This window comes from Agrobacterium sp. a22-2, assembly GCF_012276985.1.
Taxonomy (GTDB): domain Bacteria; phylum Pseudomonadota; class Alphaproteobacteria; order Rhizobiales; family Rhizobiaceae; genus Allorhizobium.
On record NZ_JAAXMM010000020.1, the window covers coordinates 1 to 25139 of the forward strand.

The window sequence follows — 25139 nt, forward strand, 5'->3', positions numbered from 1 at the left end:
AGGGTGGGGAGGGGATCTGTTGTTATACCGTCGTCCGTATCGTTGCGGAGCGGGTCGAGACGCATCCGGGGAGATGGCCGGCAGGCCAGAGAGGGTCTTTTCTAGCCCCCTCATCCCCCATCATGCACCGCCCGGCTGTCGTCCGGCGCCTCGTCGCGTTCCGTCATGCCGTAGTCGCGCGAGACGCTTGCCACGCGCAGGCGGTAGGTGGCGAAGATACCGTTGCGGCCGGAGTGCTGGGCCAGTCGGTGCGCCTCGGTATTGCGCCAGCGCTTGACTGCCGCCTCGTCGCGCCAGAAGGACAGCGACAGGATCTTGCCGGGCAGGCTCATGCTTTCGAAGCGTTCGATCGACAGGAATCCGTCGATGCGCTCGAGCCGGGGTTTCAGGTCCGCGGCGATGTCCAGATAGGCGCTGCGGCTGCCGAGATAGGGCGTGACCTCGAAGATCACCGCGATCATGGCAACACCTCTGGATCGGTGCCGGCCGGGCCATGGGGCAGCGACATGTTCTTCAGGAAAATCCGGTCTTCCTTCAGGATGAAGCGCTTGCGCTTGGCGAACTCGTAATTCTCGCGCCCGAGCGGATCGGCGGCAAGCTTCGTCCGGTAGACCTCGTAGGCCGCCAGGCTGTCGATGGTGTAGACGCCATAGGCCGTGGTCGCAGACCCCTCATGCGGACCGAAATAGCCGATCAGGTCGGCACCGCAGCGCGGGATCGCCTGGCCCCAGGCCGCGGCATATTGGGCAAAGTCTTGCCTGGCGAACGGATCGATCTCGTAGCGGATGAAACAGGTGATCATCGAGGCACTCCTTTTTGCGATGCCCCGTCTGTTTGGCATATTGCGCAACGCAGATGCTTCGATTACCATCGAAGCATGATTGAAGGTCCTGACATTGCCCGCATCGGCTCGCTGGTTGGAGATCCGGCCCGCGCCAATATCCTGGTGGCGCTGCTCGGCGGTCGGGCGCTGACGGCAACCGAGCTTGCCGGGGCGGCTGGCGTCACCGTGCAGACCGCCAGCTCGCATCTCTCCAAGCTCGAGGATGGCGGGCTGATCCGCCAGCAGAAGCAGGGTCGGCATCGCTATTTCTCGTTTGCCGACGAGACCGTCGGCGGGCTGATCGAGGGGCTGATGGGTTTTGCCGCCAGCCGCGGCCATCTGCGCCACCGGCTGGGGCCGAAGGAACCGGAGTTGCGCAAGGCGCGGATCTGCTACGACCATCTGGCCGGCGACTATGGCGTGCGCATGCTCGACAGCCTGGTGGCGCGCGGCGCGATCGAGGTGGATGGCGAGGCGCTGGCGCTGACTGCTGCGGGCGAAAGCCTGCTGGCTGGATTCGGCATCGACGTGGCGCCGCTCAAAGCGCTGCGCCGGCCGCTCTGCCGCTCCTGCCTCGACTGGAGCGAGAGGCGGGCCCATATGGCCGGCTCGCTCGGCAAGGCGCTGCTGGAGCATTTTGTCGAAACAGGCCTGGCGCGTCGCGAGCCGGGCAGCCGTGTCATGGCCTTTTCCCCGGATGGCGACCGGCGGTTCCAGGCGATGTTTCCTGCGCAGGCCTGAGGCCGGGCTTGCACGGCAGGCGGCGGGTCTTGGCCGCCGCCCGCCCTATGCTTTCAGAGCCGCTCAAATATCCTCGATGAACTCGACCTCGCCGCTGGTGATATCGTAGACGGCGGCGACGATCTTGACGCGTCCTGCGGCCACGAGATCGCTGACGATGCGGCTTTCCTCGGCGATCCGGCGCGCACCGGAGATAGCGTTGAGACGGACGGTTTGCGCGATGAGATCGGAGCCCTTGTCCTTGGCCGACAGCACGATCGGCAGGATCGGCTGGACCATCTTGCCGATCGAGCCACCGAGCTCGGCCCCTTTCGTCACCTCGTCGCAAGCCGCGGTGATGGCGCCGCATTTGCTGTGGCCCATGACCACGACGAGCGGCGACTTCAGGTGTTCGGTGCCATATTCGATGGTGCCGAGCGCGCCGGTATCGAGCACGTTGCCGGCATTGCGGATGACGAAGAGTTCCCCGAGGGTCGAGCCACCGAACACCAGCTCAGGGCTAACGCGGCTGTCGGAACAGGTGAGGATGGTGGCCCAGGGATGCTGGCTGCCAGCGAGTTCGCCACGCGTCGCGGCCATATGGGTGGCGCAGGCTTCCGCGTCCTGAACGAAGCGCTGATTGCCCTGTTTCAGCCGGGCCAGGGCTTCGCTCGGCGAGGTGACCGGTGAAGTGCCTGTGGGGAGGACTGGCGTGGTGGCGGCGTGCGCGGGCACGCTGGCGACCAGGGCGGCGGCCGTCAGGCCGACGCCTGCGAGCTTGAAGAGATTGCGGCGATTGAGGGTTTGCGTTTCGCAGTCCTGGCACATGCTGGATGTCCTGTAGAGTGGTTGGATGGCCGAACGGCCGCGGCGAAACTCGCTCCGACAAGCAGGCAAAATTGTGTTTTGATAAATTCATTACAGAGAATTCATGGTGGCCGTCCCGAGTATCGCGGCGGCCCGTCTGTCGAGGGCGAAGTCCAGCGCGCAAAGGCCGCTTGCGAAGAAACCGACCATACGGTATCTTTATGGCTGACCCTGCTGCAGAAGGCTTCCGCCATGAACCCCGCCCTCATCGCCTATAGTTCGCTTGCCGGCGCCATCGTGCTCGAAGTCATCGGCACGACCTTCCTGCAGAAATCGGAGCAGTTCAGCCGGCTGGGGCCGACGCTGGCCATGGTCGTGTTCTATGTCGCCTCGTTCTACCTGTTGTCGCAGGCGCTGAAGGGCGTGCCGCTCGGCATTGCCTATGCCATGTGGGGCGGGCTCGGCATCGTGCTGACGGCGATCATCAGCGTGGTGGTGTTCAAGCAGTCGCTCGACCTGCCGGCGCTGGTCGGCATCGGCATGATCGTGGCCGGCGTGGTGTTCATGAACACCTTCTCCAGTTCCGTGTCGCACTAACATGGCAACCGCCCATCACCGCCGCAAACAGCCCGAACGGGTGCGGCGCGCTTTGCTCGACTGCGTGGCAAAACTTGCCGCCGAACAGGGCCTGGCTGCCGTCACCATTCAGGCGGTGGCCGATGCCGCCGGCGTGACGAAGGGCGGGCTGCTGCATCACTTTGCCAGCAAGCAGGCGCTGATCGAAGCTGTATTCGCCGACCTGCTCGACCAGCTGGACCACGAAATCGAGAGCCTGATGGACAGCGATCCCGATCCCATCGGGCGGTTTACCCGCGCCTATGTGCGGGCCTGCTTTGCCGACCGGACGCTTGGCGCATGCAGCCTCTGGGCAGCACTTTCGGTCTCGCTGATCACCGAGCCGGCCCTGCGGCAATTGTGGTCGCAATGGCTCGATGCCCGGCTCAAGCGGCACCGGGATACCGACGACATGCCGACACTGGCGGTGGTCCGCCTTGCCGCCGACGGCGTCTGGCTGTCCGATCTGCTGGAAAAGGACAGCGTGTCGCGGCGCGACGTGGCAGCGCTGGAGCCGCAACTGCTGGCCTTGACGCGATTGTCCCCGGCGCCTCGCCAGGTGTGATCCCTTCACCATGCCTGCAGACGGCCGGACTTGCCGCCCTTCACTAAAGATGTGTATCAATACACACTCTGAAGAGCATCGAAAAACAGGCCGGGTTGAAACTGAGGTAGACAGGATGCGTAATTTTATCGGACTGATTCACAAGGACGCCGACAGCGACTACGGCGTTTCCTTTCCCGATTTTCCAGGCGTTGTGACGGCCGGCATCGATCTGGATGATGCGCGTCGCATGGCCGAAGAGGCGCTCGCCTTTCATGTCGAAGGCATGATCGAGGATGGCAATGCCATTCCGGAGCCTTCCAGCCTCGAAGCCGTCATGACCGATCCGGACAACCGGGATGCCGTGGCCATTCTCGTTCTCTTGAAAACCGCCAGCCGCAAGGCCGTGAGGCTCAACATCACCTTGCCGGAAGACGTTCTTCGGCAGATCGACGCCTTTGCCAAGGCGAGCGGACTGTCGCGGTCGGCCTTTCTGGCGCGGGCCGCGCAACGGGACATCGCGGCGGCTGGAAAGGCCAGCGGTGACAAGGGTTCTGGCCGGTCGATCTGAAGCCGCCTTCGCCCGCCAGGAATATCCGTTCGCCGCAACTGCCTGATTGTTCTTTTGTCCGCCATCGTGTAGTTCAGTCCGCCTTCCCAGACGCGACAAACGGATTTCCCTGACATGAGCGGTTTCGACCTTACCCTTTTCGATTGCGACGGCGTGCTCGTCGATTCCGAGATCATCGCCGCCGAGGTGGAATCGGCGCTTTTGAATGAGGCCGGCTATCCGATTTCGGTCGAGGAAATGGGCGAGCGCTTTGCCGGCATGACCTGGAAGAACATTCTTCTGACGGTCGAGAAGGAAGTCGACATTCCGCTGTCGGCAAGCCTGCTCGACAAATCCGAAAAGCTGCTCGACGCGCGGCTGGCGCGCGAGGTGAAGATCATCGAGGGCGTCGTCTTCGCCCTGTCGCGCCTCAAGGGGCCGCGCTGCATCTGCTCGAATTCGGGCGCCGACCGTCTCGACATGATGCTGACCAAGGTCGGCCTGCGGGACAGTTTCGCGCCGCATATCTATTCCGCCAAGGCGCTCGGCGCCGACCGGGTCAAGCCCAAGCCGGATATCTTCCTGCATGGCGCCGCGCAGTTCAACGTCAAGCCGGACCGCTGCATCGTGATCGAGGATTCGGTGCATGGCGTGCATGCGGCACGGGCCGCCGGCATGCGGGTGGTCGGCTTTACCGGCGCCTCGCACACCTATCCCTCCCATGCCGACCGGCTGACCGATGCCGGTGCGGAAACCGTCATCGCCCGCATGATGGACCTGCCGGCCGTCATCGCTGCGATGGCCGAATGGGGCGGCCCTTTCTGATCTTTTTTACTGAACGGCAAACGGCGCGAGCGTCTGCTTTTAAGCCACTGCTCTGCCGAAAGCCGGCGGCAGCTTGACGGTCAGCGCGGCCGGCAGGAGATCGAAGCGGGCCGGCACATGCCGGAACATCTCGCCATCGCACTCGAGCAGGGCGCGGCCCTCTTCACCGTCCAGAGGCTCGACTTCGACCACGCGGCCACGATAGGAGCCGACCAGCGGATTGCCGACATGGCCGGCGCGATAGAGCGAGGCCAGGATCGAGAGCACCTTGAGGCGGCTTGCGCCGCCCAGGACGACGATGTCGAACAGTCCGTCGGCCAGATCGGCGGCCGGCGCGACCTGCATGCCGCCGCCGAAGAACCGGCCATTCGACACCGCGATGGTGGTGATCGGCCCGCGATGGATCTCCACGCCGTCGACGCTGACCCGCACCGACTGCGGCTTATAGCGCAAAATCTGCCGGACCGACGTCAGGTGAAAGCGCAAGGAGCCCGGCAGGACGGCGCCGGAGCCGCCCTCGTTGATCGCCCGAACCACCTCGCCCGACACGCCAAAACTGGCGATATTGATGAAATGCCGGGTCGAGGTCGAGCCATCCGGAGCAGGACGCGTCAGCCGGCCGATGTCGATGGTGCGCGGCTCCGCCGCGGCGATCGCTTGTGCCATGGCCACGGTATCGGACGGCCAGGCGAAGTTGCGCGCGAAATCGGATCCCGTTCCGGCCGGGACGAAGGAGAAGGCGGTCTTCGGGCGGGCAGACCGCATGATGCCGTCGGCCACTTCGCCGATCGTGCCGTCACCGCCGACGGCCACCACCAGCGAAACATTGCGGGCACAGAATTCGGCGGCCAGGCGAGCGCCGTCGCCGCTTTCCGCCGTCTCGACAATCTCGGCGCCGGGAAAGACGGTCTGCAATGCCGTGCGCAGGGCCGGCCAGGAGAGGCGTCCTCTCCAGCCACCGGCTGCAGGGTTTCGGATGATCGCGACTGTCACGCCCACGCACCAAGAAGCGACAAGCGCGCCCGCCCCCCCGGGGCGAAAATGGAAAGAGACATGGCGGTACCGGCGCTTACTTCTTTGCCGGGCCTTCGTCGAAGCCGACATAGACCTTGGCGAGGCTGCCAAGGGCGGACGGAACCGTGACATTGTCCTTGGTGAAGATGAACTGGGTCGGCTGGACAACATCGGCCAGCGTCGCATCAAACTTGGTAAGCTCCGAATAGAGTACCTTGTCGCCATCGGTCACGGCAACGCGGATCGGCAGGCTGACCGTTCCGGCCTTGCCAGCCGGGCCGGCGATCAGGCGTCCCTGCACCACGACCTTGATCGTCAGGTTGCCATCCGGCGACAGCACGCAGGCGCGTGTCGTATCGGCCAGCGCGGCCTGGTAGACGACCTGGTCCGGCTTGTCCTTGGCGCCCTTGGCATAGGTGCGATAGGAAGCCGTGCCGTCGCGCAGCACGATAGCCGGGCAATTGGCCTGGACGACGGCCGGGCTCGGCTGGGCCGGATCGGCGGCGGCCGGATTACCGGTCGTTGGCGTGGCACCGGGGCTCAGCGCCGCATTGGGATTGTCGGTATTGCAGCCGGCCAGAACCGCCACGAGAGACAAGGCAACCACACTGCGCGTTACGTATTCAAACACCTGACAGCACCTTCCGCATTACACTCCCCCACCGGTCATAACCAGCCGATTGAGGCCTTTTCATAACCGTTGCGGATGGTCTATACCAGCGGCGCAGCAAAAAATCGATTGGGCGGCCGCCGTTTTGGTTCAATTTTCACCGGATATACCAGGAACAGGATGCGCGGCGCCGACGTTGGTCTCATCGACCAGTAACGCGACTGCGAAGCCGGGCCTCACATTCTGGCGCAATATGACCACCGGCTGCCGCGCACTTGCATTAGATTTTCCTGGCCGTCTCGGCTTTCGCATTTTCCATCAGGGATGATTGGCATGGACTATATCTCGACGCGGGGCGAAGCCCCTCACCTCGGCTTCTGCGACGCGCTGATGGCCGGCCTTGCCCGCGACGGCGGCCTCTACGTGCCGCGCAAATGGCCGGAGATGAAGAAGAAGGAGATCCGGGCGCTGCGCGGCAAATCCTATCAGGAGATCGCCTTTGCGGTGCTGCAACCCTTCGTCGACGGCGAGATCGAGGACGAGGCGCTGCGCGCCATGATCGACGAGGCCTATGCCACCTTCCGCCATCCGGCCGTGGCGCCGCTCGTGCAGACCGGGCCGAATTCCTATGTGCTGGAACTGTTCCACGGCACGACACTCGCCTTCAAGGATGTCGCCATGCAATTGCTGGCGCGGCTGATGGACCATGTGCTGACCAAGCGCGGCGAGCGCGCCACGATCGTCGGCGCCACCTCCGGCGACACAGGCGGGGCGGCGATCGACGCCTTTGCCGGGCGCGAAAGCGTCGACATCTTCATCCTCTTCCCACATGGCAAGGTCTCGCCGGTGCAGCAACGCCAGATGACCTCGTCGAAATCCCCCAACGTGCACGCGCTGGCGATCGAGGGCAATTTCGACGATTGCCAGGATCTGGTGAAGGCGATGTTCAACGACCAGGCGTTTCGCGACCGCGTCAAGCTGTCGGGCGTCAACTCGATCAACTGGGCGCGCATCATGGCGCAGGTGGTCTATTATTTCACCGCCGCCGTGTCGCTGGGCAGCCCGGACCGCAAGGTGTCGTTTACCGTGCCGACCGGCAATTTCGGCGATATCTTCGCCGGCTACGTCGCCAGGCAGATGGGCCTGCCGATCGACAAGCTGGTGATCGCCACCAACGAGAACGACATTCTGGCCCGCACCATGAAAACCGGGCGCTACGAGATGCGCGGCGTCAAGGCCACCACCTCGCCGTCGATGGACATCCAGATCTCGTCGAATTTCGAACGGCTGCTGTTTGAGGCCGGCGACCGGGACGCCGGCGATATCCGCGCCGCGATGGAAGGGCTGAGGCAATCCGGCTCCTTCGAAATCAAGCCGCATGCGCTGAAAGCGATCCGCAAGCTGTTCCGCGCCGGCCGCGCCAGCGAGAAGCAGGTGGCCAAGACGATTCGTGACACATTGGCCGAAACCGGCTACCTTCTCGATCCGCACAGCGCGGTTGGCGTCTTCGTTGCAGGAAAGCACGAGAAGGCGGCAAGCCCGATGGTCACGCTCGCGACAGCCCATCCGGCGAAATTCCCGGCGGCCGTAAAATCCGCCTGCGGTATTGACCCGGCGCTTCCGACGTGGCTTGCTGATCTGATGGACAGGGAGGAGCGCTTCGAAATTCTGGCACCCGAGCTTAAAACCGTCGAAACCTTTGTCGGCGATCATGCCCGGGCCTGTAATTGAGACGCGCAGAAAGACGGAACATGAATGTTGAGTGCACCCGGTTGCCTTCCGGGCTGACGGTCGTAACCGAGCATATGCCGCATCTCGAAAGCGTGGCGCTCGGAACCTGGATCAAATCCGGCGCCCGGGACGAAACGGACTCAGAACACGGCATTGCCCACCTTCTCGAGCACATGGCCTTCAAGGGGACGCGTTCGCGCACGGCCCGCCAGATCGCCGAGGAAATCGAGAATGTCGGCGGCGAACTGAACGCTGCCACCTCCACCGAGACCACGGCCTATTATGCCCGGGTTCTCAAGGAAAATGTCAGCCTGTCCGTCGATATCCTCGCCGATATCCTGACGGATTCGGAATTCGACGAGGACGAGCTCGTCCGCGAAAAGCATGTCATCCTGCAGGAAATCGGCGCTGCCAACGACACGCCCGACGACGTGGTGTTCGACCGGTTTTCCGAGACAGCCTTTGCCGGACAGACGCTCGGCCGTTCGATCCTCGGCACGCCGGAAACGGTGAATTCCTTTTCCAGCGACGAGATCCGCGCCTATCTCGCCCGCAATTACACCACGGACCGGATGTTCGTGGTGGCGGCCGGTGCCGTCGACCACGACAGCTTCGTCAAGCAGGTCGAGCAGCGCTTTTCGACGCTGCGCCAGAAGCCGGAAGCCTCGCCTCTGGTCACCGCCGCCCGTTATACCGGCGGCGATATCCGCGAGAAGCGCGACCTGATGGATGCGCAATTGCTGATCGGCTTCGAGGGCCGCGCCTATCATGCGCGCGACTTCTACTGCTCGCAGATTCTCGCCAATATCCTCGGCGGCGGCATGTCCTCGCGGCTGTTCCAGGAAGTGCGGGAGTTTCGCGGCCTTTGTTATTCAGTCTATGCCTTCCACTGGGGTTTTTCCGACACCGGCATCTTCGGCATCCATGCCGCGACCGGCGGAGAGAACCTACCCGAACTGCTGCCGGTGATCATTGACGAGTTGCGCAAATCCTCCGACAAGATCGAGCAGCAGGAAATCGAGCGCTCGCGCGCCCAGATCCGCGCGCAATTGCTGATGGGCCAGGAAAGCCCGGCGGCGCGTGCCGGCCAGATCGCCCGACAGATGATGCTCTATGGCCGACCGATCTCCAATCCGGAGCTGATGGAACGGCTGGAAAGCATCACCGTCGACCGCCTGACCGACCTTGCCGGCCGGCTGTTCTTCGACACGGCGCCGACGCTTTCGGCGATCGGTCCGGTCGAACAGCTGGCGCCGATGCACAATATTGTCGGCGCGCTGACGGCAGGGACCGCCAAGGCAATGAAGGCGGCGGGCTGAGTTTTTCCACTCGATACGGTGCTGCCCGCATCCGATGGGCACGCCTATCCCCTTGAATTGCGGAGGCTTTGCCGCTTGTACGGCCATGGTTTTACGCTAATGTGGGCCAAGGGGATTTCAAAAAGCAAACGGCAGCGCGGCGCCTGACCGGACTTTGCCAGGGGTTGGCTGATGGCACGATCGGTTTTTGGGTTTCTGTCCCGACATCCGGACAAGCCGGAGATAGGCGACGACCGGCATTTTCTGCGGCTGCCGCGCAACTCCGACTATCGTCAATGGTACAAGCTGCGCTCGGAGAGCCGGCAATTCCTGCAGCCGTGGGAGCCGACATGGCGTGCCGACGAACTGACCGAAAGCGCCTTCCGCACCCGCGTCAACCGCAATGCCCAGGAATATTCCTGTGGACTGGCGGTGCCTCTGCTGCTCTTCCGTCGCGAGGACGAGGCGCTGCTCGGCGGCCTGACCATCGGGCTGATCCGCAGGGGTGCGGCGCAATGCTGCATGATCGGCTATTGGATGGGCGAGCGTTTTGCCGGTCAGGGCCATATGTTTGCCGCACTTCAATTGGCAATTCCGTACATGTTCCGGGAACTTGAGTTGCACCGGATCGAAGCAGCCTGTATTCCAGACAACGAAAAGAGCATACGGCTGCTGGAGCGAGCCGGTTTTCAGCGGGAAGGTCTTTTGCGGGATTATCTGAACATCAACGGCCAGTGGCGGGATCACGCGATCTTTTCCCGGTTGGCCGAACCGACGGCCGGCCGCGGGAAACCAGCGTCCCCATGACGCACGCTCACAGACTGCACGGCGCATCGCGCCGCCTGGCGGCCGCGATGCTGGCCATCACCCTTTGCGCCCTCGCCTTGCTGGCCGCAGCGCCGGCCTTTGCCGCCGAGCCGGTGAAGATCGCCCGCGACGACACGGCGCTGGACCTCACCGCCACCACGGAAATCTATTCCAACCAGGGCGAGGCCTTCCAGGTCTCGACGGCGCCCGGCGCCGACGGCATCCGTCGCCGCATCGAGGTTCGTGCCAGTTCGGACCGCCACCAGGGCGACTGGGCGGTGTTTGCGCTCGCCAATGTGTCGGAAGAGCAGCTGGAGCGCGTCATCGTCGCGCCGCATTTCCGGCTGGCCAATTCCAAGATGTTCTGGCCCGATCTCGGCTCGCAGCGCATCATCGCCATCACGCCGAGCGAAGGGTTCGCGCTCGATCGGCTGCCGAGCGAAGAGGCTGATGTGTTTCGCATCACGCTCAATCCAGGTTCGGTGATCACCTTCGTGGCGGAGCTTGCCACCCCCACCCTGCCGCAGATCTATCTCTGGGAGCCTGACGCCTACAAGGATACGGTCAACGCCTTCACGCTCTATCGCGGCATCGTGCTCGGCATTGCCGGCCTGCTGGCGGTGTTCCTGACCATCCTGTTCGTGGTCAAGGGCACGTCCATGCTGCCGGCGGCCGCGGCCCTTGCCTGGGCAGTGCTCGCTTACATCTGCGTCGACTTCGGCTTTCTCGGCAAGCTGATCAGCGTCACCTCCAGCGACGCGCGCATATGGCGGGCTGGCGCGGAAGTGGCGCTCGCCTCGAGCCTGGTCATCTTCCTCTTCACCTATCTCAACCTCAACCGTTGGCATGCGCATCTGGGCTATGCCACCTTTGCCTGGGTTCTGGGCCTCGGTTTGCTGTTCGGCGTCGCCATCTACGATCCGTCGATCGCGTCGGGCATCGCCCGGCTGTCCTTCGGCCTGACGGCCACCGCCGGCATCGTGCTGATCATCTATCTCGGCTTCAACCGCTACGATCGGGCGATCCTGCTGGTGCCGACCTGGGCGCTGATCATCGTCTGGCTGTTCGGCGGTTGGCTGACGGTGACCGGCCAGCTCGACAACGACATCATCCAGCCGGCCCATGGCGGCGGTCTGGTGCTGATCGTGCTTCTGATCGGCTTCACCGTCATGCAGCACGCCTTTGCCGGCGGCGCCTACCAGCAGGGCCTGTTCTCCGATCTGGAGCGCCAATCGCTGGCGCTGACCGGAGCCGGCGACACCGTCTGGGACTGGGACGTGGCGCGCGACCGGGTGATCACCATTCCCGACATGTCGATCCGCCTCGGTCTCTCGCAGGGCACGATGCACGGGCCGGTGCGCAACTGGCTGCCGCGTCTGCATCCCGACGACCGCGACCGGTTTCGCGCCACGCTCGACGTGCTGCTCGAACACCGCAAGGGCCGCCTCAACCACGAATTCCGCATTCGCGCCGAAGACGGCCATTTCCACTGGCTGCAGATCCGCGCCCGGCCGGTGCTGGGCTCGAACGGCGAAGTCATTCGCTGCGTCGGCACGATCATCGACGTGACCGAACACAAGAACACCATCGACCGGCTGCTGCAGGATGCGATGACCGACAACCTGACGGGCCTGCCGAACCGGGAAGTGTTTCTCGACCGGCTGCAATCGGTGCTGGCGCTCGCGCCGGCCGGCGACACGCTGCGCCCGACGGTGATGGCGATCGACATCGACCGCTACAAGCAGGTCAACGACACGCTCGGCATTTCGGCCGGCGACAATATCCTGATCGCGCTGACGCGTCGGCTGCGCCGCCTTTTGAAGCCGCAGGACACGCTGGCGCGGCTGTCGGGCGACCAGTTCGGCCTGATCCTGGTTTCTGAGCGCGACCCGTCCAAGGTGGCCGATTTCGCCGATGCGGTCAGCAAGGCGATCATGGTGCCGATCAATTTCGCCAATCGCGAGATCATCCTGACCGCCTCGATCGGGCTGGTGTCCTGGGTCGACCAGCAGGAGAGCGCTGCCGGCCTTCTGTCGGATGCGGAACTGGCGATGTACCGGGCCAAACGGGCCGGCGGCAACCGCGTCGAACCGTTCCGCCCGGCCTTCCGCGGCACCGGCACGGACCGGCTGCAGCTGGAAACGGATCTGCGCCGCGCCATCGAGCGGCAGGAACTGTCGATGGCCTACCAGCCGATCGTCAATCTCGAAGGCGGCGAGATTGCCGGCTTCGAGGCGCTGATGCGCTGGGACCATCCCAAGCGCGGCACCATTCCGCCGTCGGAATTCATTCCGATCGCCGAAATGTCCGATCTCATCGAGCCGCTTGGCATGTTTGCGCTGGAACGCGCCACCAGCGACCTGATGGACTGGGAGCGGCACACCGCCGAGATGCCGATCTTCGTGTCGATCAACCTGTCGAGTGCGCAGCTGCTCAACAACGAACTGTTCAACGACGTGCGCGCCATGCTGTCGAAAACCCAGTGCGACCCGAAGCGGCTGAAGCTGGAACTGACCGAGACCATGGTCATGGAAAATCCGGAACAGGCCCGACTGGTGCTGGGCAAGCTGAAAGAAACCGGCATCAGCCTGGCGCTCGACGATTTCGGCACCGGCTATTCGTCGCTGGCCTATCTCACCCGCTTCCCCTTCGACACGATCAAGCTCGACCGGGCGCTGGTGGCCGACCGCAGCGACAAACGCGCCATCCTGCTGCGCTCGATCATCTCCATGGCACGCGACATGGACATGGAGGTGGTGGCCGAGGGGATAGAGACGGAAGAGGATTCTGCCGAACTCCTGAAAATGGGCTGCCGCCTCGGCCAAAGCTACCTGTTCGGCGCCCCCGTCGGCACCGAGACCGTGCAGAAGATGTTGAAGGAACGCTATCCGAAGGTGAAGCGGGCGTAAGGGCTGCTCACGTTGCCCAATCAATCAGGGATACCGGTGCAATAGAGCTTCGATGGAGGCAAATATGTCGGACTATCGCGATGTCTGGACAGATGCAGACTTTCCCGACATGGGTTGGCATGACGCATGTGTCTACTCCTTGTCCTTCCCACAAGCCAACCAATCGGTGACGTTTGATATCGACTACATTTTCAAATGGTATTGGGAGGGCGAAATGGTACGAGGGTGGGATGTTGCCCCATGCACTCTTGAGTTCAGAAACGTGTTTGACTTGAAAATCGCCCTGTCGTGGGAAGATCAGGGCGACACGACAATCCAGAACATTACCCGCAACAACTGTCGGCCAACTTCGAACAAAGAACTGACTATCTGGGACTACGTCGTCGAACTTGACGTGGGGCACCTCACCTTTAGCGCCACCGGCTATACACAAACCTCTCGGATGCGACCCGTATTTTCAACCTCGCAGTCTCTACCGCGAGAGGCGTAACCTACCTAATGTGGCATCTGACCTAACGGACCTCAGGTCGCTGAGCGAGCCGGGATGACGGAGCTTGTGGGGCCGACCTACACATTCGATCGATTTGCTCTCGAGCGTCAGCCCCTCATCCCCGGCGCAACGCGTTGCGCCTGACCTGCCGGCACCTTCTCCCCGCAGGCGGGGAGAAGGGACTATGACGCAGCCGTCCACTTGCCTCGTACCCTACGACATCCTTCGGCGATACCAATGGGGCACGTCCCCTCGCCCCGCCTGCGGGGAGAGGGTTAGGGTGAGGGGCAAGGCTGGCTAACCAAGGCTAGCTAACCGCCACCCGATCATTCGTCCCCCTCACGTCCTCTGAAATGCCACATGCAGGCCGAGGCCGACGAGGATGGCGCCGCCGGCGCGTTGTAGGTTGCGCTGCAGGGAGGAGATGCGCGACAGGCGCGATGTGATGAGGCCGGCGGCAAGCACGCAGACCACGTCGGCAAAAGAGAACATCAGGTTGACGGCGGTTCCGAGAATCAGGAACTGCAGCCAGACCGGAAAACTGGCGCCGGCATCGACGAATTGCGGCAGGAAGGCTAAAAAGAAGATCGCCGTCTTGGGGTTCAGCACCTCGACGGCGATACTTTCCAGGAAAGCGCGGCTGGCGGATTTTGGCGAAAGGACCGGCACCTGCCCCGGTTCCTGCTGACCGCGGCTGCGGAACATGCGGATGCCGAGGAAGATCAGATAGGCGGCGCCGGCCAGTTTCACCGCCAGATAGAGCACCGGCACCAGATGAAACAGGATCGACAGGCCGGCGGCGGCGGCAATGACATGGGCATAGCAGCCGAGATGAATGCCGAGCGTCGCCATCAGCCCGGCGCGACGGTCGGCCGCCAGCGTGCGCGCCGCGACATAAAGCATGGCCGGCCCCGGAATGAAGGCGAACACCGCCGTGGTCAGGAAAAAGGCGAGCAGCAGATCGGTGGAGGGCATCGGGTTTCTCGGCTTTCAGGGGACGGTTGCGCGGCACGGTCCTGCCACCCTAGCGATCCCGTGAAAAAACGCCAGAGGGCGTGGAGACGCCGAACCCGCCGACCTGTTCCGTTAAGGTGGGACCAGTCAGACGTGTCCAGTCAAGTGCGCCCCGTCAGGCGTGGCCGGCATCCATCGACAGCATGGCGGGGCTGACGCCCATCCGCGCCAGGGCGCGCTCGTATTTGCTGTCGAGGCCGCGATCGAAGATCAGGTCCTCGGAAGCCGGGCAATTGAGCCAGCCATTGCCGGCGATTTCCGCTTCCAGCTGCCCTGCCCCCCAGCCGGCATAACCCAGCATCATAGTGGCGCGGCGCGGGCCGCGGCCGGCGGAAATGGCGCGCACGATATCGAGCGTGGCGGTCAGCGAAATGTCGTCGCTGACCGGTATGCTGCTGTCGCTCAGGTAATCGTCGGAATGCAGCACGAAGCCGCGGCCGCTTTCCACCGGGCCGCCGCACTGGATGGGGAAATCACGGGCGCGCTCCGGCAGCATGATAGCGTCCTGCCGGTCGATCAGCTTCAGATGCTGCAGCACATCGGCGAAGGAGACCGGCTGCGAGCGGTTGATGATGAAACCCATGGCGCCGGCCGGCGAATGGGCGCAGACATAGATCACCGTGCGATGAAAATTGCTGTCGGCCATGCCGGGCATGGCGATCAGGAACTGACCGTCGAGAAATCCCCGTTCGCGGTCTGCCGTTAAGGTCGAAAAAACCATGGTGCCTCCCGCTCTCAGCCTTGACTACGGCCTGGCAGCACCTTGCCACCGGCGTGTTTGCTCTCTTCAAAGATGGGGCATAGTGGCCGATCAATCAACTGAAAATGATAAAGAACGCAAAAGCGTGACTGGCCGGCGGCCGGCCTTTGGGTTAAATCCAGCCCCCATGAAAAGCCTCGCCCTGCTCTGGTCCCGCCATGCCCTTGCCCTGCCGCTCGTCGCTGCAGTGCTGCTCATCCTGCCGACCGGCAGCCGCGCCGCGGTGTCGGACTGGGCGAGCAACGAGGGCGGCCGGATGCGGCTGGTCGTGCTGGATGCCGATGCCAAGGGCAACCGCCCGGCCGTACTGCAGATCGAGCCCAATCCCGGCTGGACCACCTATTGGCGCGAGCCCGGCGACAGCGGCATTCCGCCGTCCATTACCTTTGCGCCGGGCAGCCCGTTCGGCCTTGCCTCGCTGTCCTTTCCCGTGCCGAAACGACTCGACAGCGGAGAGGTACGCGACATCGGCTATGATGCGGCCGTCAGCCTGCCGATGGTGCTGTCGGGGCCTATCTCCCAGGCGCCGCCGGCGCTGGACGCAACCGTCTTCATCGGCCTGTGCCGCAATATCTGCATTCCGTTCCAGGCAGAGCTCACCGTCACCCTGTCGCCGGCGACGACAACCAGTGCCGAGGAAACGGCGATCCAGACCGCGGCGCTGGCCCGCCTTCCGGAGGCACCCTCGGCGGATTTCGCCGTGACCAGTTTTGCGATGGCCGAGGATTTGAAGCAGTTGCGGCTGGACCTGATGCTGCCCAAGGGCGCCGGGGAGCGCCCGCAAATCATGGTAACCGGGCCGAACGGCTATGTCTTTACCGAGTATGCCGCGGCGTCCGCCGGCGACGGCCGGCTGACGGTCGACCTGCCGATCGCCAAGCTGCCGCGCCATTATTCCATCGCAGCCAAGACCTGGCAGGTGCTGGTGATATCGGGCAAGCGAGCCATGGAAAGCCCGCTTGCCTTTGACTAAGGCAAATCTATAGTCGCTGGCGACAAGGCCTGCGGAGCCCCGCCGGCCGATCAGCGTTTGTTTTTTTGAGGAGAGCCCCATGACCATTGCCATCGGCGAAAGCCTGCCGCCTGCCACCTTCAAGGAAAAGACCGCGGACGGTCCGGTGGAAACGACCACCGAACAGCTGTTCAAGGGCAAGCGCGTCGTGGTGTTTGCCGTGCCCGGCGCGTTCACGCCGACCTGCACGCTGAACCACCTGCCGGGATACCTGGAAAACCGCGACGCGATCCTGTCGCGCGGCGTCGACGACATCGCCGTCATTTCCGTCAATGACTGGCATGTCATGGGCGCCTGGGCACAGCAGTCCGGCGGGCTCGGCAAGATCCACTTCCTCGCCGACTGGGATGCCAGCTTCACCAAGGCGCTCGGCCTTGACGCCGACCTCTCGGCCGGCGGCCTCGGCGTGCGCTCCAAGCGCTATTCCATGCTGGTCGAAGATGGTGTGGTCAAATCGCTGAACATCGAGGAAAACCCCGGCCAGGCAACCGTCTCGGCGGCTGCGGCGATGATCGAGCAGCTCTAGGCCCGGCTCATAGGCAGGGCGTTCGCCCCTCTCTTCTCGGGGAGAAGAGAGGGGACTTTGTAGAACCATCTCCAAACACCAAGCTCTTAGACTGCGCAGGAGCCTCTATTGCCCAACTATGTATCGATCGATGAAGCGGCAGAGGTTCTTGCGAAATGCCAGCGAGTGCTGGTCATCGGCTGTTCAGGCGGCGGCAAGACGACCCTTTCGCGCCGTATTGCGGCGAGCTTCGCGATGGAGTTCCAATCGCTTGATCGCGATGTCCGCTGGCTGCCCGGATGGACAGAACGCGCCAAGGACGAGCAGCGGACGATCATTCAGGATCTAGCAACGCGCGACCGCTGGGTAATGGACGGCAGTGGTGCCTCGACCTTCGACATCAGGCTGCCGCGCACCGACCTGGTACTCTGGGTTCGGGTTCCAAGGCGCATGGCCCTGTTCGGCCTTGCAAAGCGGGTCCTGCGCCATTTCGGCACCGTCCGCCCCGACATGGCCGAAGGATGCCCCGAGCCACTGCCCAACCGGGAATTCCTGTCCTATATCTGGAATTTCGAGACGAAATATGCGCCGCTTTTCGTGCGTAACATTGATCGTTATGGCCCCGGCGTTCCCCTGGCAATTTTACCGTCACACACGGCAATGGATCGCCTCGTCGCTCTGGCTGGCCAGGCCAGATAGCCCTCCTCATCCGTCCATATATCAAACACCAGAATGCCCGACAGGCCGCCGTCGGTGGCATTGCCATTTTAAGCGACGGTGATAGAGGGGAATTCCGGCTCATTTCAAAAGAAAATCATCATGCCGGATTTTTCCACGATCTTACGCCATCGAAATCTGCGGCTACGCACCTATGGCATCATGCCTATTTTCTTTAGCCAGACGATTACCAGATTGGGCCACTGCCCGATTGGTAAATCAGGCTTTCGTAATGCAAACGCATGACCACCCTCATCAAAGATATGGAGTTCAGTCGGCACACCAGCTTTCTTGAGCCTCTCCGCATAAACTTGACTATTGCACACATGATCGACGTCGTCGTCGCGCGCGTGAACGAGGAATGTTGGCGGCGCTGCCTTCGTAACCTCAAAATTCGTACGCCGCGGTTGTCCGGAGTCAAAACACATATGCCCTGGGAAGGCGGCGATAGCAAAGTCCGGTCGACTACTCAACGTGTCTGCCTCATCCACGGGTGAATAATTGGGCTTCAGAATATTGCTTGTTTCCGCCACCAGAAACCCGCCAGCGGAAAACCCAATCACGCCAATTTTGTGCGGATCAACATTCAACGCCTGCGAGCGTGCTCTGACAAGCCGCACTGTGCGTTGGGCGTCTTGAAGGGCACGGCGTATCTTGGGTGTAATCCGGCAATGGCATTTGGTGTCCCAATAATCATCGCTTCCCGGTACTCGATATTTTAGAAGAACACAGGTTATGCCATTGGCCGTTATCCAATCGCAGATCTCGGTGCCCTCTATGTCCATTGCCAGTACACGGAACCCACCGCCGGGAAACACCACCATTGCAGCGCCGGTGTTCTTACCCTTGGGCGCATAGACCGTCATTGTCGGATTGGTGACATTCAGAATCGTCTGTGTTCCCGGCTTCAAACTTTCCGGCGGGAGTGACACATCCTCCATGTCTGGCGCCTCATGCGGCCAGATCGGAATTTGCTGCACGCCGCCCGGCGGCTGCCAAACCTGATCGTTTTCGGCCTCAGCTTGCCAACTCACCGCAAACACGCCGATCAGACCACATATTATGAAGAAAAATATCCGTGCCATTCTCCCTTGGCTTTCTCTTTTCTTCGGAATCGATTCTATCTGGTTCGAGCCCAGAGGCTGATCGCGATTCCACCAAGCTGCCGGAAACACGGATCGAGAATGCCCGGCAGGCGCGAGCGCCCCAGGCATTTCTCGATGCAAGCCCGCTCACCCCTCCATATCAAACACCAGAATGCCCGACAGGCCGCCATCGGTGGCTTTGACGATGCGTTCGCCGACGGCGAGGTGGTCTGGGTGTTTGAGATAGTAGTCGCGGACCACGGCGTCCTCGAAGGTGACGATGAAGCCGTCGAGATAGCCGCCGTTCAGGCCTTCCGGCGAGACATTGGGGCCAAAGGTCACATCCACCATGCCGGGGACGACCTCTTTCAGCGCGGCGATCGCCTCGTAGATCGCTTGCTTCTCGGCGTCTTGCATGGCGGCCTTGAACCGCAGGAATACGCAATGTCTGATCATGAGTGTCTCCCTTGCCTTGTTTTGACGGGAGCATAGGGGCTGGCCGGGCTTTGGCAAGACGGCAATTGTCGCCCAGGCGCGGATCCGGTGTCGCACCCGCGCTGGCCGGAGTGCGAAAGCTCTAAAGCGTGTCGCGATCTTTCAGATTCGCTCTTCACGCTTTATCTCTTTGTTTTGCCGCATGTCGTCGTCCCGAAACCGGTACCCACTTTCGGGCAACATGCTTTAGCCGCCCATCAGCGCCTTGTGGGCGCCGCCCTTCTTGAAGGGCTCCATGCCCTTGCGGGCCAGTTCGTCGGCGCGTTCGTTTTCCGGGTGGCCGGCATGGCCCTTGACCCAGTGCCAGGTGACCTTGTGGCGCTGGTTGGCGGCGTCCAGCGCCTGCCAGAGTTCGCCATTCTTGACCGGCTTCTTGTCGGCGGTTTTCCAGCCGTTCTTCTTCCAGCCGAAAATCCATTTCGAAATGCCGTCCATGACATATTTGCTGTCGGTGTGCAGATCGACCTCGCAGGGGCTTTTCAGCGCATTGAGCGCCGAGATGGCGGCCAAGAGTTCCATGCGGTTGTTGGTGGTGTCGGCCTCGCCGCCGCACAGGTCCTTTTCCGTATCGCCATGGCGCAGCACGGCGCCCCAGCCGCCGGGTCCGGGATTGCCCGAGCAGGCGCCATCGGTGAAGATATCGACATGTTTCATCGGATTTGCAGTCCATATTCGGCGCTTTTCACCACCTGGCGGTGGAAGCGCAGCTTTTTCAGATATTCGAGCGGATCCTTCTTGACCACCAGCGCGCCTTCCGGCGTCGTCAGCCAGTCATAGAGCCGCGTCAGGAAGAAGCGCAGCGCCGAGCCGCGCGACAACACCGGCAGGGCGTCGATCTCGTCTGCCGAGAGCGGGCGCACCGACTGGTAGCCCTCCAGCATGGCCATGCCCTTGGTGATGTTGTAGCTGCCGTCCTTTTCGAAGCACCAGGCATTGAGGCAGACCGACAGGTCATAGACCAGGAAGTCGTTGCAGGCGAAATAGAAGTCGATCAGGCCCGACAGGCTATCGCCCAGGAAGAAGACATTGTCGGGGAAGAGATCGGCATGGATGACGCCGGCCGGCAGGTCTTTGGGCCAATGGGCGGCGAGGAATTCGAGTTCCGCGCCGATTTCCTCTTCGAGGCCCGCTTCCACCTCGTCTGCCCGGTCCTTCGACTTGTGCCACAGCGACTGCCAGCCATCGAGCGACAGCGCATTCGGGCGCGTCAGCTCGAACCCCTCGCCCGCCACATGCATCTGCGCCAGCGCCACGCCGACCTCGCGGCAATGGCGCGCCTCGGGCTTGCGCAGCCACATGCCTTCGAGAAAGCTGATGAGCGCGGCCGGGCGGCCCGACAGTTCGCCCAGCAGCGCGCCATCCTTGCGCGGCAGCGGCAGCGGGCAGGACAGGCCGCGGGCGGCCAGATGGTGCATCAGCCCGAGGAAAAACGGCAGGTCGTTGCGATCGGTGCGCTTCTCATAGAGCGTCAGGATCAGCGGCCCGGTGCTGGTATGCAGCAGGAAATTGGAATTTTCGACGCCCTCGGCAATGCCCTTGTAGGACAGCAGTTCGCCGGCCTCGTATTCGGCCAGAAACGCCTTCAGATCGACTTCGTTGGTATCGGTATAGACTGCCACAGTTGAGGGTCCTGCGCTGCTTCAAGGTGTTTCAAACGCATACAGTGAGGGGCGCGGCAGTGCTACCCCCGGCGCGACATCAGGCACAGGAAATGGTCGCCCATGCGCTGACGCTTTCGCCGTTGCCCGGCATGCCAGAAAAAGAGGAACAGTTGCCGGAGCCACGGGTTAACTGTCGTCAATACGAATTACAGTGTCCCAAACGGATGGAGAGAGTAGATGAAAATTCAGAAAAACGGCTCGGCGCATTGGACGGGTGGCCTGAAAGACGGCAAGGGACAAATCTCCACCGAGAGCGGCGCTTTGAGCGACCATCCCTATGGCTTCAACACGCGCTTCGAAGGGGTTGCCGGCACCAATCCGGAAGAACTGATTGGTGCTGCGCACGCCGCCTGCTTCACCATGGCTTTGTCCCTGATGCTCGGCGACGCCGGTTTCAAGGCCGACAGCCTCGACACCAAGGCCGTCGTGACGCTGGAGAAGCTGGCCGACGGGTTCGCCATCACGGCCATCGAGCTCAACCTGAAGGGCGTGGTGCCCGGCACGGACGAGGCGACCTTTACCGAGATTGCCAACAAGGCCAAGCAGGGTTGCCCGGTGTCCAAGGCGCTTGCCGCCGTGCCGATCACGTTGAATGTCAGCTTCGGGTAAAGGACGACAGGGCGGCGGCCGTTAGCAGTCAGCGACACCTCCCCACTCGTCATCCTGGCCTTGAGCCGGGATGATGGAGGATGGTGGAAGCGCCGCGGGCACCCGCAGCGTTTCGGCATCTACTGCTACTGCCGGACGACGATGCGCGCCTTGAAGGGCACGCGGGCGTAGAGGTCGATGACGTCCTGGTTGATCAGCCGCACGCAGCCCGACGAGGTCGCCTTGCCGATCGAGGCCCAGTCCGGCGAGCCATGCAGGCGGTAGAGCGTATCCTCGTTATTCTGGAAGATGTAGAGCGCGCGGGCGCCGAGGGGATTGCGCAGGCCAGGCTCCATGCCGCCATTGGCGATCGAGTATTTCTCCAGTTCGGGCTGGCGGGCCACCATCTCGTTCGGCGGCTTCCAGCGCGGCCAGGTCTGGCGCCAGTGGATGACGCCCTCGCCCTGCCAGGCGAACCCATCGCGGCCGATGCCGACGCCGTAGCGCATCGCCGTGCCGCCCGGCTCGACCACATAGAGGAAACGCGACGGCGTATCGACCACCACGGTGCCCGGTCTCTCGCCGGTCGGATCGACCACACGCTGGCGGTAGAACTGCGGATCGATCTTCTCATAGGGAATGGGCGGCAGGGCGAAGCCGCCATCCTCGACCGGACCGTAATTGAGCGCCAGCTCTTCCGGCGATGGCGGCACGATGGGCCGGCGGGCCATGGCGGGCACGGGAGCGTTGCGCCCACCCGGCAGGGTGCTGGCGCAGCCGGACAAGGCGGCCAGCGCCCCGGCCAGCACGAAGCCTCTCCGGGACAGCAAAATTTCCGACGGCATGGCGTAATCTCTCAAACAAAAGGGGGGACCGAATATAGGTCGTGTTCTAACGATGCCTCGCGCCGCTTGGCAAGGCGAAAGCCCGTCACGAATGCGTCATTGCCTCACCCATTCACCCAGGCCATGTCCTCGGTGGTGAACTCAATGGGGCAGAGTTCGCCGATCAACCAACTCTTCGCAATTGGATAGATTCTTACTGTTCAAGCAGGACTGAGACGATTGTCACAATAACAAAATAAAGGAAGCCCATGAGAAATATGGCAAGTCCCCGCCACACGCGGCGGCGCGTCTTTGCATGGACGTCGTCAGTGAGCACACTCGCACCAGCCTCAAGCCGGACGGCAGCGTCTTCACCCATGGTGGCGCCGGACCGACCCGCGAAAAGTGCTCTAAAGATCGACACGTTGAAAAGCCAAAAATTGCCTCCGGCGAAGGCGATGAAACCGAGCGTCATCACAAGGATGACAGCACAATTGACGATGAAGAACAGAATTTCCCAGATCGTCGGGTCGGCTGCCTTGTCCAAGTGCTCATTCCCCCACTGCTCGAGCTATTACCCATTCACCCAGGCCATGTCCTCGGTGGTGAGTTCAATGGGGCGCAGTTCGCGGTTGACGAGGAAGTGTTCGTTTTCGATCGAGAATTCGGCGAGTTCCAGGCTGGTGGCAAAGCGGGCCTTGAAGGCTTCGATGATCTCGTTGACGATGACTTCCGGGGCGGAGGCGCCGGCGGAAAGTCCCAGGGTGGCGATGTCGCCGATATCGGCCCAGTCGATCTCGCTGGCGCGCTGCACCAGCATGGATTTTTGGGCGCCGGCGCGCAGGGCCACTTCGACCAGACGCTTGGAATTGGAGGAATTCGGCGCGCCGACGACGATGAACAGGTCGCAGCCGGGGGCTGCCTGTTTCACCGCTTCCTGGCGGTTGGTGGTGGCATAGCAGATGCTGTCGGCCGACGGTGCCGTCAGGTTGGGGAAACGCTCCTGCAGCCGCTTGATGACGCCGGCGGTGTCGTCGACCGAAAGCGTGGTCTGCGTGACGAAGCCGAGATTGTCGGGATCCGCTGGTTCATAGACATCGGCATCCTCGATGGTCTCAACCAGCGAGACCGTTCCTTCGGGCAATTGGCCCATGGTGCCGATCACTTCGGGGTGGCCGGCATGGCCGATCAGGATGACATGACGGCCGAGGCGTTGGTGGCGCATGGCCTGCTTGTGCACCTTGGAAACCAGCGGGCATGTGGCATCGAGAAAGAACAGATTGCGGGCGGTAGCATCTTCCGGCACGGATTTCGGCACGCCATGGGCGGAAAACACCACCGGCTGCTGGCGATGCTCCGGCGGGATCTCGTCGAGTTCCTCGACGAAAATGGCGCCCTTGGCCTCCAGGCCTTCCACGACATAACGATTGTGGACGATCTCGTGGCGCACATAGACCGGGGCGCCATAGCCTTTGAGCGCCAGCACGACGATCTGGATGGCCCGGTCGACGCCGGCGCAAAAGCCACGCGGGCCGCAAAGCCTGATCGTCAGCGGCGGTTTTGCAATCGGTATGTCCATCAAGATCAGCCAGCCAGAATTACGACAACAAGGGCGACGATCGCCGGCAAGCCCTGGATGAGCAGGATGCGCCGCGACACGCTATAGGCCCCATATAGGGCAGCAAGGGTGACCGCGCCAAGGAAAAACAGCTTGAGCTGCCAAGCGAAGCCCGGATCGGGATGGATCAGCGACCAGAACAGCCCGGCGGCCAGGAAGCCGTTGTAGAGGCCCTGATTGGCCGCCAGAACCTTGGTGGCCTCGGCCTGCGCCGGCGTCATTCGGAAGGCCTTGAGGCCGCGCGGCGTGGTCCAGAGAAACATTTCCAGCACGAGAATGTAGACATGCTCCAGCGCCACCAGCGCGACGAGAAAATTGGCAAGCAAACCCATGCAGGACTCCAGAGCGTTTCATCTATTCCAATGCCGCCCGGCGCGGCCGTCGAAAATTCAGGTTTTGCGGCGAAACAGCGCGATGGCGCTGACCACGGCCAGGACGGCGGCCAGGCCATACCAGGTCATGGCATATTGCAGATGGCTGTTGGGCAAATCGATCAGCGTCACCCCGCCGATCGGCACGCCGCCCGGATTGGGCGTCGCATCGGCATCAAGGAAGAAGGGCAGAACGCGATCGGCCGGCAGGCCTGTCGTTACCGCCATCTGGTCGAGGTCCTTCCAGTAGAAGATGTTCTTGGCCGGATCGTTTTCCGGCACCATGAAGGACGGCTTTTCGGCAAGCCTGGCTCGTGCAAGTCCGACAACCGTCTGCTCGCCCTGCAACTGGCCTGCTGCGCGGGCCTCGGGCGCCTTGTCCTCGTAGGCGACGAAGCCGCGATTGACGAAGAGGGTACGCCCATCGGCCAGTTCCAGCGGCGTATAGACGTAGAAACCCGTCATGCCCTGGAAGGTCGCGAAGAAATGCCGTTCCTTGTCGTTCAGATAGCGGCCCGTGGCGGTGGCGTGGCGATAGTCGATATCGGTGCCGGCGGCGGCGAGCGCCTCGATCTCGGACAGTGGCGCAGGCGCTGCGGCGCGGCGCTCCTCGATATCGGCGACCAGGGCTTCCTTCCAATAGAGGCGCTGGACCTGCCAGGTGCCGAGCGCCAGCAAGAGGGCGAGCGCCAGCAGGACGATCACGAGGCTTGCCAGAAACTTGCCGCGGCCCATAGTCGCGGCCC

Annotated in this window: 30 protein-coding genes; 14 read left to right on the forward strand and 16 right to left on the reverse strand. The window is 62.7% G+C overall.

The features are described from left to right. Window positions 1-110: 110 nt before the first annotated feature. Both HFC70_RS23895 and HFC70_RS23900 read right to left on the reverse strand, forming a co-directional pair. Window positions 111-461 (reverse strand): antibiotic biosynthesis monooxygenase, encoded by a 351-nt coding sequence (locus tag HFC70_RS23895; protein ID WP_168475816.1) that lies wholly within the window; start codon window positions 459-461, stop codon window positions 111-113. Further along, window positions 458-802: an NIPSNAP family protein gene (locus tag HFC70_RS23900; protein ID WP_168475817.1), complete on the reverse strand. Its 345-nt coding sequence runs from the start codon at window positions 800-802 to the stop codon at window positions 458-460. The genes HFC70_RS23895 and HFC70_RS23900 overlap by 4 nt, the downstream gene beginning before the upstream one ends. 75 nt (window positions 803-877) lie before the next feature. Between HFC70_RS23900 and HFC70_RS23905 the strand changes: the two genes are divergently transcribed. Further along, on the forward strand, window positions 878-1564 hold the full coding sequence (locus HFC70_RS23905) for a helix-turn-helix transcriptional regulator (RefSeq protein WP_168475818.1): 687 nt from the start codon (window positions 878-880) through the stop codon (window positions 1562-1564). A 63-nt stretch (window positions 1565-1627) separates the two neighbouring features. Here HFC70_RS23905 and HFC70_RS23910 read toward each other — a convergent pair whose 3' ends face one another. Continuing rightward, window positions 1628-2371 carry a carbonic anhydrase gene (locus HFC70_RS23910; RefSeq protein WP_168475819.1) on the reverse strand — a complete coding sequence of 248 codons (744 nt, stop codon included), beginning with the start codon at window positions 2369-2371 and terminating at the stop codon, window positions 1628-1630. 231 nt (window positions 2372-2602) lie between these two features. Here HFC70_RS23910 and HFC70_RS23915 point away from each other — a divergent pair, with 231 nt between their 5' ends. The 4 genes from HFC70_RS23915 (at window position 2603) to HFC70_RS23930 (ending at window position 4884) form a co-directional block, all read left to right on the forward strand. Then, window positions 2603-2947 (forward strand): multidrug efflux SMR transporter, encoded by a 345-nt coding sequence (locus tag HFC70_RS23915; RefSeq protein ID WP_168475820.1) that lies wholly within the window; start codon window positions 2603-2605, stop codon window positions 2945-2947. A gap of 1 nt (window position 2948) precedes the next feature. Beyond that, on the forward strand, window positions 2949-3530 hold the full coding sequence (locus HFC70_RS23920; RefSeq protein WP_168475821.1) for a TetR/AcrR family transcriptional regulator: 582 nt from the start codon (window positions 2949-2951) through the stop codon (window positions 3528-3530). Window positions 3531-3645: 115 nt separating this feature from the next. Continuing rightward, window positions 3646-4080 carry a type II toxin-antitoxin system HicB family antitoxin gene (locus HFC70_RS23925; protein WP_168475822.1) on the forward strand — a complete coding sequence of 145 codons (435 nt, stop codon included), beginning with the start codon at window positions 3646-3648 and terminating at the stop codon, window positions 4078-4080. Between the two features lie 114 nt (window positions 4081-4194). Continuing rightward, window positions 4195-4884 (forward strand): HAD family hydrolase, encoded by a 690-nt coding sequence (locus HFC70_RS23930; protein ID WP_168475823.1) that lies wholly within the window; start codon window positions 4195-4197, stop codon window positions 4882-4884. A 39-nt stretch (window positions 4885-4923) separates the two neighbouring features. Here the strand turns inward: HFC70_RS23930 and HFC70_RS23935 are convergent, their stop codons facing one another. Continuing rightward, complete coding sequence (locus tag HFC70_RS23935) at window positions 4924-5877, reverse strand: diacylglycerol kinase family protein (RefSeq protein ID WP_168475824.1); 954 nt, start codon at window positions 5875-5877, stop codon at window positions 4924-4926. Between the two features lie 76 nt (window positions 5878-5953). After that, window positions 5954-6529 (reverse strand): hypothetical protein, encoded by a 576-nt coding sequence (locus tag HFC70_RS23940; RefSeq protein ID WP_168475825.1) that lies wholly within the window; start codon window positions 6527-6529, stop codon window positions 5954-5956. A gap of 303 nt (window positions 6530-6832) precedes the next feature. On the opposite strand from HFC70_RS23940, the gene thrC reads away from it, so the two are divergent. The 5 genes from thrC (at window position 6833) to HFC70_RS23965 (ending at window position 13743) form a co-directional block, all read left to right on the forward strand. Then, on the forward strand, window positions 6833-8239 hold the full coding sequence (thrC, locus tag HFC70_RS23945) for a threonine synthase (RefSeq protein ID WP_210259420.1): 1407 nt from the start codon (window positions 6833-6835) through the stop codon (window positions 8237-8239). A 20-nt stretch (window positions 8240-8259) separates the two neighbouring features. Next, the gene (locus HFC70_RS23950) at window positions 8260-9558 is read left to right on the forward strand and encodes a pitrilysin family protein (protein ID WP_168475827.1); all 1299 of its coding nucleotides are present in this window, start codon (window positions 8260-8262) and stop codon (window positions 9556-9558) included. 171 nt (window positions 9559-9729) lie between these two features. After that, window positions 9730-10344 (forward strand): GNAT family N-acetyltransferase, encoded by a 615-nt coding sequence (locus HFC70_RS23955; RefSeq protein WP_168475828.1) that lies wholly within the window; start codon window positions 9730-9732, stop codon window positions 10342-10344. After that, a complete protein-coding gene (locus HFC70_RS23960; protein WP_168475829.1) occupies window positions 10341-13253 on the forward strand; it encodes an EAL domain-containing protein in 2913 nt (970 codons plus the stop codon). The genes HFC70_RS23955 and HFC70_RS23960 overlap by 4 nt, the downstream gene beginning before the upstream one ends. Before the next feature lie 64 nt (window positions 13254-13317). Continuing rightward, window positions 13318-13743, forward strand: coding sequence for a hypothetical protein (locus tag HFC70_RS23965; RefSeq protein ID WP_168475815.1), 426 nt, complete (start codon window positions 13318-13320; stop codon window positions 13741-13743). Between the two features lie 339 nt (window positions 13744-14082). Here HFC70_RS23965 and HFC70_RS23970 read toward each other — a convergent pair whose 3' ends face one another. Continuing rightward, window positions 14083-14718 carry a LysE family translocator gene (locus HFC70_RS23970; protein WP_168475830.1) on the reverse strand — a complete coding sequence of 212 codons (636 nt, stop codon included), beginning with the start codon at window positions 14716-14718 and terminating at the stop codon, window positions 14083-14085. Between the two features lie 154 nt (window positions 14719-14872). Then, window positions 14873-15478 carry a YqgE/AlgH family protein gene (locus HFC70_RS23975; protein ID WP_168475831.1) on the reverse strand — a complete coding sequence of 202 codons (606 nt, stop codon included), beginning with the start codon at window positions 15476-15478 and terminating at the stop codon, window positions 14873-14875. A 166-nt stretch (window positions 15479-15644) separates the two neighbouring features. Here HFC70_RS23975 and HFC70_RS23980 point away from each other — a divergent pair, with 166 nt between their 5' ends. The 3 genes from HFC70_RS23980 (at window position 15645) to HFC70_RS23990 (ending at window position 17733) form a co-directional block, all read left to right on the forward strand. After that, window positions 15645-16490 carry a protein-disulfide reductase DsbD domain-containing protein gene (locus HFC70_RS23980; protein WP_168475832.1) on the forward strand — a complete coding sequence of 282 codons (846 nt, stop codon included), beginning with the start codon at window positions 15645-15647 and terminating at the stop codon, window positions 16488-16490. A 79-nt stretch (window positions 16491-16569) separates the two neighbouring features. Next, window positions 16570-17055 carry a peroxiredoxin gene (locus HFC70_RS23985; protein ID WP_168475833.1) on the forward strand — a complete coding sequence of 162 codons (486 nt, stop codon included), beginning with the start codon at window positions 16570-16572 and terminating at the stop codon, window positions 17053-17055. A gap of 108 nt (window positions 17056-17163) precedes the next feature. Then, on the forward strand, window positions 17164-17733 hold the full coding sequence (locus HFC70_RS23990) for an AAA family ATPase (protein ID WP_168475834.1): 570 nt from the start codon (window positions 17164-17166) through the stop codon (window positions 17731-17733). Window positions 17734-17903: 170 nt separating this feature from the next. Here the strand turns inward: HFC70_RS23990 and HFC70_RS23995 are convergent, their stop codons facing one another. The 4 genes from HFC70_RS23995 to HFC70_RS24010 all read right to left on the reverse strand — a co-directional run bounded on the left by HFC70_RS23995 (window position 17904) and on the right by HFC70_RS24010 (window position 20950). Then, complete coding sequence (locus HFC70_RS23995; protein WP_210259421.1) at window positions 17904-18836, reverse strand: alpha/beta hydrolase; 933 nt, start codon at window positions 18834-18836, stop codon at window positions 17904-17906. Window positions 18837-18983: 147 nt separating this feature from the next. Then, window positions 18984-19292, reverse strand: coding sequence for a Dabb family protein (locus HFC70_RS24000; protein WP_168475835.1), 309 nt, complete (start codon window positions 19290-19292; stop codon window positions 18984-18986). A 225-nt stretch (window positions 19293-19517) separates the two neighbouring features. Beyond that, window positions 19518-19985, reverse strand: a complete 468-nt coding sequence (gene rnhA, locus HFC70_RS24005; protein ID WP_168475836.1) for a ribonuclease HI — start codon at window positions 19983-19985, stop codon at window positions 19518-19520. Beyond that, a complete protein-coding gene (locus HFC70_RS24010) occupies window positions 19982-20950 on the reverse strand; it encodes a homoserine kinase (RefSeq protein WP_168475837.1) in 969 nt (322 codons plus the stop codon). The genes rnhA and HFC70_RS24010 overlap by 4 nt, the downstream gene beginning before the upstream one ends. A 219-nt stretch (window positions 20951-21169) precedes the next feature. On the opposite strand from HFC70_RS24010, the gene HFC70_RS24015 reads away from it, so the two are divergent. Continuing rightward, window positions 21170-21601 (forward strand): OsmC family protein, encoded by a 432-nt coding sequence (locus HFC70_RS24015; RefSeq protein ID WP_168475838.1) that lies wholly within the window; start codon window positions 21170-21172, stop codon window positions 21599-21601. 125 nt (window positions 21602-21726) lie between these two features. Here HFC70_RS24015 and HFC70_RS24020 read toward each other — a convergent pair whose 3' ends face one another. The 5 genes from HFC70_RS24020 to HFC70_RS24040 form a co-directional block, all read right to left on the reverse strand. Continuing rightward, on the reverse strand, window positions 21727-22425 hold the full coding sequence (locus HFC70_RS24020; RefSeq protein WP_168475839.1) for a L,D-transpeptidase: 699 nt from the start codon (window positions 22423-22425) through the stop codon (window positions 21727-21729). 193 nt (window positions 22426-22618) lie between these two features. Further along, window positions 22619-22951, reverse strand: a complete 333-nt coding sequence (locus HFC70_RS24025; RefSeq protein WP_168475840.1) for a hypothetical protein — start codon at window positions 22949-22951, stop codon at window positions 22619-22621. 27 nt (window positions 22952-22978) lie between these two features. Beyond that, window positions 22979-23983, reverse strand: coding sequence for a 4-hydroxy-3-methylbut-2-enyl diphosphate reductase (gene ispH, locus HFC70_RS24030; RefSeq protein ID WP_168475841.1), 1005 nt, complete (start codon window positions 23981-23983; stop codon window positions 22979-22981). A 5-nt stretch (window positions 23984-23988) separates the two neighbouring features. Next, entirely contained in the window at window positions 23989-24354 is a 366-nt protein-coding gene (locus HFC70_RS24035; protein ID WP_168475842.1) for a DUF1304 domain-containing protein, read from the reverse strand. Between the two features lie 57 nt (window positions 24355-24411). Continuing rightward, the gene (locus HFC70_RS24040; protein WP_246735937.1) at window positions 24412-25128 is read right to left on the reverse strand and encodes an SURF1 family protein; all 717 of its coding nucleotides are present in this window, start codon (window positions 25126-25128) and stop codon (window positions 24412-24414) included. Window positions 25129-25139 lie beyond the last annotated feature (11 nt).